The following is an 8,812-nucleotide window of genomic DNA, read 5'->3' on the forward strand; positions in this document are numbered from 1 at the left end:
CTCGGCCGTAGGCTGGTCGGGTGGCAGATCCGTCGACATATCGCCCGTCGCCGGGCACGATTCCCGACGCGCCCGGGGTCTACAAGTTCCGTGATCCGGGTGGACGGGTCATCTATGTCGGCAAGGCGAAGTCACTGCGCGGCAGGCTCAACTCCTACTTCGCCGACGTCGCCATGCTGCACCCGCGCACGCGGCAGATGGTCACGACGGCCGGCAGCGTGGAGTGGACGGTCGTCGGTACCGAGGTCGAGGCGCTCCAGCTCGAGTACAACTGGATCAAGGAGTTCGACCCGCGGTTCAACGTCCGCTACCGGGACGACAAGACCTACCCCGTCCTGGCGGTGACGCTCCACGAGGACTACCCGCGCCTGCACGTCTACCGTGGCCCGCGGCGCAAGGGCGTCCGCTACTTCGGGCCCTACGCCCACGCCTGGGCGATCCGCGAGACCCTCGACCTGCTGCTGCGGGTCTTCCCGGCGCGCACGTGCTCCGGCGGCGTCTTCAAGCGGCATGGCCAGATCGGGCGGCCCTGCCTGCTCGGCTACATCGGCAAGTGCTCGGCCCCGTGCGTCGGCAAGGTGAGCGCCGAGGAACACAGGGACATCGTCGAGGACTTCTGCGACTTCCTCGCCGGCAAGACCGACCACATGATGAAGCGCCTGGAAAAGGAGATGAACGCGGCCTCGGCCGACCTCGAGTTCGAGCGCGCCGCGCGTCTCCGCGACGACCTGGCCGCGCTGCGGCGGGCCATGGAGAAGCAGGCCGTCGTCCTCGGGGACGGCACCGACGCGGACGTCGTCGCGTTCGCCCACGACGACCTGGAGGCCGCCGTCCAGGTGTTCCACGTCCGAGGCGGCCGCGTGCGCGGTCAGCGTGGCTGGGTCATCGACAAGATCGACGAGGTCGACGAGGCCGGGCTGGTCGACCAGTTCCTCCTCCAGTTCTACGGCGACCAGGCCGAACTGGTCGAGGAGGGCGACACGAGCCCGGTGCCGCGCGAGGTGCTGGTGCCCGCCCTGCCCGACGACGCCGACGCCATGACCGACCTGCTCTCGGAGCTGCGTGGCGCCCGCGTCCAGCTCCGCATCCCCCAGCGCGGTGACAAGCGCGCGCTCATGGAGACTCTCGAACGCAACGCCAAGGAGGCGTTCACCCAGCACAAGCTCCGCCGCGCCGGTGACCTCACCGCCCGGTCCGCCGCGCTCCAGGAGCTGCAGGACGCGCTCGGACTCGACACCGCGCCCCTGCGGATCGAGTGCATCGACATCAGCCACATCCAGGGCAGCGACGTGGTCGCCTCCCTGGTGGTGTTCGAGGACGGCCTGGCCCGCAAGTCCGAGTACCGCCGGTTCGCGATCCGGGACGCGGCCACCGAGGGTGACGTCGCGTCGATCGCCGAGGTGGTCCGCCGGCGCTTCCACCGCTACCTCCAGGAGACCAAGGAGGAGCCGAGGGCCGGGATCGACCCCGAGACCGGACGGCCGAGGAAGTTCGCCTACCCACCCAACCTCCTGGTGGTCGACGGCGCCGGACCGCAGGCCAACGCCGCCGCGGACGTGCTCGCCGAGATGGGCATCCAGGACGTCGCGGTCATCGGGCTCGCCAAGCGTCTGGAGGAGGTGTGGTTGCCGGCCGACCCGGAGCCGACCATCCTCTCCCGCACCAGCGAGGGCCTCTACCTGCTGCAACGGGTCCGTGACGAGGCGCACCGGTTCGCCATCGCCTACCACCGGCAGAAGCGGTCCAAGCGGATGACCACCTCCGCGCTCGACGGCATCCCCGGCCTCGGCCAGAGCCGCAAAGCTGCTTTGCTCAAGCACTTTGGTTCGCTGAAGCGGTTACGCGAGGCGTCGGTGAACGACATCAGCGGTGTACCGGGAATCGGCACGCACACCGCGGCGCTGGTACACAGTGCCCTAGCGGCCGATACGGCGGCCGACACCGAGAAGGACAACGGAGGTACCTCGTGACCGAGACGCCCGAGGACCACGCGCAGGGCGTGGAGGTCGCCGTGGTGACCGGCCTGTCCGGCGCCGGGCGCAGCACCGCCGCCAAGTGCCTGGAGGACCTTGGCTGGTTCGTCGTGGACAACCTGCCACCCGAGCTGATCTCCACGATGGTCGAGCTGGGCGCCAAGGCGCAGGGCGCGGTCACCAAGGTGGCCGTCGTGATGGACGTGCGAAGCCGCGCGTTCACCGACGACCTGGCAGCCATCATCCGCGACCTCGACGCCAGCGGGTACAAGCCACGCGTGCTGTTCCTGGAGGCCACCGACGACGTGCTGGTCCGCCGGTTCGAGCAGGTCCGGCGCGGTCACCCGATGCAGGGCGACGGCGGCCGCCTGATCGACGGCATCAAGGCCGAGCGCGACCTGTTGACCCCGCTGCGGGAGGACGCCGACCTGGTGCTGGACACGTCCACGCTGTCCGTGCACCAGCTGCGCGCGAAGATCGAGGACGCGTTCGGCACCGACACGGCCACGACGACCAAGGTCACGGTGCTGTCGTTCGGCTACAAGTACGGCATCCCGATGGACGCCGACCTGGTGATGGACGTGCGCTTCCTGCCGAACCCGTTCTGGATCCCCGAGCTCAAGGACCTCACCGGCAAGGACAGCGACGTGCGGAACTACGTGCTCACCCAGGAGGGCGCGGAGGAGTTCCTGGACCGCTACCACGAGCTGCTGCGGCTGATCGGCGCAGGCTACCGGCGGGAGGGCAAGCGGTACCTGACGCTCGCGATCGGCTGTACCGGCGGCAAGCACCGCAGCGTGGCGATCTCGGAGGAGCTGTCCCGGCGGCTCGCCGACGAGGACCGCATGGCGGTGAAGGTGGTGCACAGGGACTTGGGGCGCGAGTGAAGGCGGTCGCACTCGGGGGCGGGCACGGGCTTCACGCGACGCTTTCGGCGTTGCGCCGGTTGACGCCGGACGTGACCGCGATCGTCACGGTCGCCGACGACGGGGGCTCGTCCGGGCGGCTGCGCCGCGAGCTGGGTCTGCTGCCACCGGGAGACCTGCGCAAGGCGCTGGCGGCGCTTGCCGGAGAGGACGACGAGAACTCGCTGTGGGCCACCGTGTTCCAGCACCGGTTCGGCGGCACGGGGGCGCTGGCCGGGCACGCGGTCGGCAACCTCGTCCTGGCCGCGCTCCTGGAGATCCTGCAGGACCCGGTCGCCGCGCTCAGCGAGGCGGCGCGCCTGCTGGGCGTGCAGGGCCGCGTGCTGCCGATGTGCACGCAGCCGCTGGACATCGAGGCGGACGTGATCGGCCTGGACGAGGATCCGGCCGCCGTGCGGCGGATCAGGGGACAGGTCGCGGTGGCGACCACGCCGGGTCAGGTGCAGCGGATCCGGCTGCAGCCGGCCGGCGGGCCGGACGACGTGCCGAAGGCGTGCGAGGCCGCCGTCCAGGCCGTGCTGGACGCCGACGTGGTGCTGCTCGGACCCGGTTCGTGGTTCACGAGTGTGCTGCCGCACCTGCTGGTGCCGGAGTTGCACGAAGCGCTGATCGACACAACGGCGTCCCGCATGGTGGTACTGAATCTCGTCCCTCAACCGGGTGAGACGGCTGGGTTCTCCCCGGAGCGGCATCTGGACGTACTCTGCGAGCACGCACCTCGACTGCGCGTGGACGCGGTGATCGCCGACGCCGACTCGGTGCCGACCCCGGACCGCCTGCGGCGTGCGGCACAGGCACTGGGCGCCCAGCTGAGGCTCGACACGATCACGTCGGCGGACGCGCGGGACCGGCACGACCCGGCGGCGCTGGCTGAGAGCCTGCGGGGGGCGTTGAGGTTCTGAGCGGAGCTCGCGGGGCGGGCCGTCGGCTCGGATGAGCGGGCCGGGGATGTTGATGGTGGGATGTACGCCAGCGTGGGAGGCGGGGTCCCGTGGGAGGGGCACGCATGGTGGGAGAGGAGCTGTCATCGTGGCGATGACCGCGGCAGTCAAGGACGAGCTGAGTCGTCTTGCCGTGTCGAAAACGTGCTGCCGGCGCTCGGAGGTGTCGTCGCTGCTGCGGTTCGCCGGAGGACTGCACATCGTCGCCGGCCGGGTGGTCGTCGAGGCGGAACTGGACACGGGCGCGGCCGCGCGCCGGCTCCGCAAGGAGATCCATGACCTGTACGGGCACAACGCGGACATCCACGTCCTGGCGTCCGGGGGGCTGCGCAAGGGCACCCGGTACGTCGTGCGGGTGGTGAAGGACGGCGAGGGCCTGGCAAGACAGACGGGCCTGCTGGACCAGCGAGGCCGCCCGGTCCGCGGCCTGCCAGCGGCCGTCGTGTCCGGGGGAGTGTGTGACGCCGAGGCCGCGTGGCGCGGCGCCTTCCTGGCACACGGCTCACTGACCGAGCCGGGCCGGTCATCCGCACTGGAGATCACCTGCCCTGGCCCGGAAGCCGCGCTGGCGTTGGTGGGCGCGGCCCGCAGGATGGGCATCCAGGCGAAGTCCCGCGAGGTCCGAGGCGCCGACCGCGTGGTGGTCCGCGACGGTGACGCGATCGGCGCGATGCTCACCCGACTGGGCGCACACACCTCGGTCCTTGCCTGGGAAGAACGCCGCATGCGCCGAGAGGTCCGCGCAACGGCGAACCGCCTGGCGAACTTCGACGACGCGAACCTGCGCCGCTCAGCAAGAGCCGCGGTAGCGGCAGCCGCACGAGTGCAGCGGGCGATGGAGATCCTGGGCGCGACGGCCCCGGAACACCTGAGCGCCGCGGGCAAACTCCGCCTGGCCAACCGCCAGGCCTCCCTGGAAGAACTGGGCCAACTCTCGGACCCGCCGATGACCAAGGACGCGGTAGCAGGCCGAATCCGCCGCCTACTGGCAATGGCGGACAAGCGAGCAAAGGAACTAGGCCTCCCGGACACGGAGTCGGCGGTAACCCCGGAAATGCTGGAAGCCGAAGTCTAGGAACCAGCAAACAAACACCAGCACACCAGCCGCGAGGCCGGGGAACCGGCGTTGTCTGCGGCGGACGAGCATGCCGATACAGCGGACAGTGCGCCAAGCCGAACTCGCCCGCAGCGGTGACGAGTCGGTGGCCGAACGGCTGGAGCCAGTGCTGTCACCGACTATGTGGCTCGGCTCGGGAGGCGGGGTGCCATCTGCGGGCGAAGCCCGCGGGCGGGCGGGCACGGCCTCACCCCTATTGCCGTGGTGTCGCGACAGGCGGGCCGTTCGAGCCGGCGGCCACGCGATGCGTCCTTCATCACGCCCACGGTGAGGATAGGGGGCCTTCATCGCGCCGGCGAGGTCCTCTGCGCCCGGCGATGCATTCAGGAGCGCCCACCCCGTTGACGGGTGGACGCTCCCGAAGCAAACTCCAGGGCCCGCCTGACTGACCCCCACGCGGCCAGGCGAGCCCTGCCCTCCCTCGAGCACCGAACCCCCCGGTGACGAGCCGTCCCCCGCCTCGTCACCGCTTCCAGCGCCCCTCGCACAGGTACAAGAGTCGGTGCCTCTCACCCAGATACAAACCCGGTCGGAAAATCCCGCGAGCCCGCACCAGGGCCCGTTCAAGAGCGTCAACTGATTCGATACAGTTAAGTCGCCCGCACCTCCCGCGACCTGTCCGACCTCGGGAGATAGGGTGGTCGGGGCTGTCAGACGAAACGAGCACGAGGGAGACGCACGGTGACGGTTCGAGTAGGCGTCAACGGCTTCGGCCGTATCGGCCGCAACTTCTGGCGCGCGGTGGCTGCCAGCGAGCACGACATCGAGATCGTGGCGTTCAACGACCTCGGCGACGTGGCGACCATGGCTCACCTCCTGAAGTACGACAGCGTCCTCGGTCGCCTGCCCTTCGAGGTGAAGGCCACTGCCGAGGGCATCGAGGTGGACGGCAAGACGATCAAGGCGCTCGCCGAGCGCGACCCCGGCAAGCTGCCCTGGAAGGACCTGGGCGTCGACGTGGTCATCGAGTCGACCGGCTTCTTCACCAAGGCCGACGACGCCCGCAAGCACGTCGACGAGGGTGGCGCCAAGAAGGTCATCATCTCCGCGCCGGCCAAGGGTGAGGACCTCACCGTGGTGATCGGCGCGAACGAGCACCTGTACGACGGCTCGCAGACGATCATCTCCAACGCCTCCTGCACCACCAACTGCCTGGCTCCGCTGGCCAAGGTCCTCCACGATGCGTTCACCATCGAGAAGGGCCTGATGACCACGATCCACGCGTACACGCAGGACCAGAACCTGCAGGACGGTCCGCACAAGGACCTTCGCCGTGCCCGCGCCGCCGCGCTGAACGTCGTGCCGACCTCCACCGGCGCAGCCAAGGCGATCGGCCTGGTGCTGCCGGAGCTCAACGGCAAGCTCGACGGTTACTCGCTGCGTGTGCCGGTGCCGACCGGGTCGATCACCGACCTGACCGTCGACCTCGCCAAGGAGGTCACGGTGGACGAGGTCAACGCCGCCTACCGCGCCGCGGCTGAGGGCCCGCTCAAGGGCATCCTCCGCTACAGCGAGGACCCGATCGTGTCGTCCGACATCGTCACCGACCCGGCGTCGTGCATCTACGACGCGCCGATCACCAAGGTCATCGGCAACCAGGTCAAGGTGTACGGCTGGTACGACAACGAGTGGGGCTACTCGAACCGGCTCGCGGACCTCACCGCGCTCGTCGCGTCGAAGATCTGAGGCTTCACCGTATGAAGACACTCGACGACCTGCTCGCCGAGGGTGTGTCAGGTCGGCGCGTGCTGGTGCGCGCCGACCTGAACGTGCCGCTCGACGGCGAAACGATCACCGACGACGGCCGGATCCGCGCGTCGGTGCCCACCATCAGCAAGCTGACGGGTGCCGGTGCCCGCGTCGTGGTCACCGCGCACCTCGGCCGGCCGAAGGGCGCGCCGGAGGCGAAGTACTCGCTCAAGCCGGTGGCGGTGCGGCTGAACGAGTTGCTGGACGCGACCGTGACCCTGGCGGCCGACGTGGTCGGCGACTCCGCGAAGTCCACCGTGGACGGACTGGCGGACGGCGAGGTCGCGCTGCTGGAGAACATCCGCTTCGACGCCCGCGAGACCAGCAAGGACGAGGCCGAGCGGGGTGCGCTCGCCCGTGACCTGGCCGGCCTGGTCGGCGAGAACGGCGTGTTCGTCTCCGACGGCTTCGGTGTGGTGCACCGCAAGCAGGCGTCGGTGTACGACGTGGCGGGGTTGCTGCCGTCCTACGCCGGTGGGCTCGTGCTGGCCGAGGTCGAGGTGCTGCGCAAGCTCAGCGGCGACCCCGAGCGCCCGTACGTCGTCGTGCTCGGCGGCTCCAAGGTGTCCGACAAGCTCGCGGTCATCGAGTCGCTGCTGCCGAAGGTCGACAAGCTCCTCGTCGGCGGCGGCATGTGCTTCACGTTCCTCGCGGCGGAAGGTCTCGGCGTCGGCGAGTCGCTCCTCGAGGGCGACATGATCGACACCTGCAAGAAGCTACTGGCCGACGCGGGGGAGAAGATCCTGCTGCCGGCGGACGTCGTGATCGCGGACAGGTTCGCGGCGGACGCCCAGACCGAGACGGTGCTCGTCGCCGACATGCGCGAGGGCTGGATGGGCCTGGACATCGGCCCGATCACGGCCGAGCGGTACGCCGCGGCACTGGCCGACGCGCGGACCGTCTTCTGGAACGGCCCGATGGGCGTGTTCGAGATGGCCCCGTTCGCCGAGGGCACCCGCGCCGTCGCGCAGTCCATCGTGGACTCCGACTCCTACAGCGTGGTCGGCGGCGGCGACTCGGCGGCGGCCGTGCGCGCGCTCGACCTGCCGGAGGACGGCTTCTCACACATCTCCACCGGCGGCGGTGCGTCGCTGGAGTTCCTGGAAGGCAAGGAACTTCCGGGCGTAGCGGTCCTGGAGGGACATTCGTGAGTCGTCAGGTGCTCATCGCCGGCAACTGGAAGATGAACCTCAACCACCTCGAGGCCATCGCGCTGGTCCAGAAGATCGCGTTCTCGTTGCCGGAGAAGTACTTCGCCAAGGTCGAGGTCGCGGTGCTGCCGCCGTTCACCGACATCCGCAGCATCCAGACGCTCGTGGACGGCGACAAGCTGAAGCTTCGTTACGGCGCCCAGGACGTCTCGCGGTACGACTCCGGCGCCTACACCGGCGAGGTGTCGGCGCCGATGCTGGCGAAGCTCGGCTGCTCGTACGTGACCGTCGGCCACTCCGAGCGCCGGGAGTACCACGAGGAGACCGACGAGCTGGTCAACGCCAAGGTGAAGGCCGCGCTCAAGCACGACATCTCCCCGATCCTGTGCATCGGCGAGAAGCTGGAGGTGCGCGAGGCGGGCAACGCCGTCGAGTACACCACCGACCAGCTGATCGCGGGCCTCAAGGGCCTGAAGACCGACCTGGTGTCGAAGGTCACCGTCGCGTACGAGCCGGTGTGGGCCATCGGCACCGGCCGCGTCGCGACCCCGGCCGACGCGCAGGAGGTCTGCGGCGCGATCCGGGCCAGGCTGGCGGACAAGTACGGCAAGGAGATCGCGGACAGCGTCCGTGTTCTCTACGGCGGCTCGGTCAAGTCCGGCAGCATCAGCGACCTGGTGAAGCAGGACGACATCGACGGCGCCCTCGTGGGCGGCGCGAGCCTGGACGCGGAGGAGTTCACCAAGCTCTGCGCCCTGGCGGCAGGCGGCCCCCTGCCCTGACCCCGTTGTCCGTGAAGGGCCCCCGTCACGCCGCTTGGGTTCTAGTGATTGTTGCAACACCCCAGTTCAAGGGGTGCGATGGACTACGAGGTCCGGGCTGACCGTAAGCCGCAGGGACGGAAGAAGCTGATCCGGGAACGGGCTGCATACTTCCAGCTCATGCAGCAGGGCTA

Annotated in this window: 7 protein-coding genes; all 7 read left to right on the plus strand. The window is 69.7% G+C overall.

Annotation, left to right across the window (positions count from 1 at the left end; all coding sequences use genetic code 11):
• The first annotated feature begins 20 nt into the window (after positions 1–20).
• The 7 genes from uvrC (at position 21) to tpiA (ending at position 8,639) form a co-directional block, all read left to right on the plus strand.
• On the plus strand, positions 21–1,970 hold the full coding sequence (gene uvrC, locus VF106_RS39545; RefSeq protein ID WP_330845128.1) for an excinuclease ABC subunit UvrC: 1,950 nt from the start codon (positions 21–23) through the stop codon (positions 1,968–1,970).
• Complete coding sequence (gene rapZ / locus VF106_RS39550) at positions 1,967–2,860, plus strand: RNase adapter RapZ (protein WP_330845129.1); 894 nt, start codon at positions 1,967–1,969, stop codon at positions 2,858–2,860. The genes uvrC and rapZ overlap by 4 nt, the downstream gene beginning before the upstream one ends.
• The gene (locus VF106_RS39555; RefSeq protein WP_330845130.1) at positions 2,857–3,801 is read left to right on the plus strand and encodes a gluconeogenesis factor YvcK family protein; all 945 of its coding nucleotides are present in this window, start codon (positions 2,857–2,859) and stop codon (positions 3,799–3,801) included. The genes rapZ and VF106_RS39555 overlap by 4 nt, the downstream gene beginning before the upstream one ends.
• Positions 3,802–3,928: 127 nt before the next feature.
• Complete coding sequence (gene whiA / locus VF106_RS39560; protein WP_330845131.1) at positions 3,929–4,915, plus strand: DNA-binding protein WhiA; 987 nt, start codon at positions 3,929–3,931, stop codon at positions 4,913–4,915.
• A 723-nt stretch (positions 4,916–5,638) separates the two neighbouring features.
• A complete protein-coding gene (gene gap / locus VF106_RS39565; RefSeq protein WP_330845132.1) occupies positions 5,639–6,643 on the plus strand; it encodes a type I glyceraldehyde-3-phosphate dehydrogenase in 1,005 nt (334 codons plus the stop codon).
• 11 nt (positions 6,644–6,654) lie between these two features.
• Entirely contained in the window at positions 6,655–7,857 is a 1,203-nt protein-coding gene (locus VF106_RS39570) for a phosphoglycerate kinase (protein ID WP_330845133.1), read from the plus strand.
• Entirely contained in the window at positions 7,854–8,639 is a 786-nt protein-coding gene (tpiA, locus tag VF106_RS39575) for a triose-phosphate isomerase (protein ID WP_330845134.1), read from the plus strand. The genes VF106_RS39570 and tpiA overlap by 4 nt, the downstream gene beginning before the upstream one ends.
• Positions 8,640–8,812 lie beyond the last annotated feature (173 nt).

The organism is Actinophytocola sp., assembly GCF_036378875.1.
Classification (GTDB): Bacteria; Actinomycetota; Actinomycetes; order Mycobacteriales; family Pseudonocardiaceae; genus Actinophytocola.

Bases quoted from the DNA above. Each gene is read 5' to 3' on its own strand.
- VF106_RS39570 (WP_330845133.1), top strand. From the start codon at position 6,655: ATGAAGACACTCGACGACCTGCTCGCCGAGGGTGTGTCAGGTCGGCGC.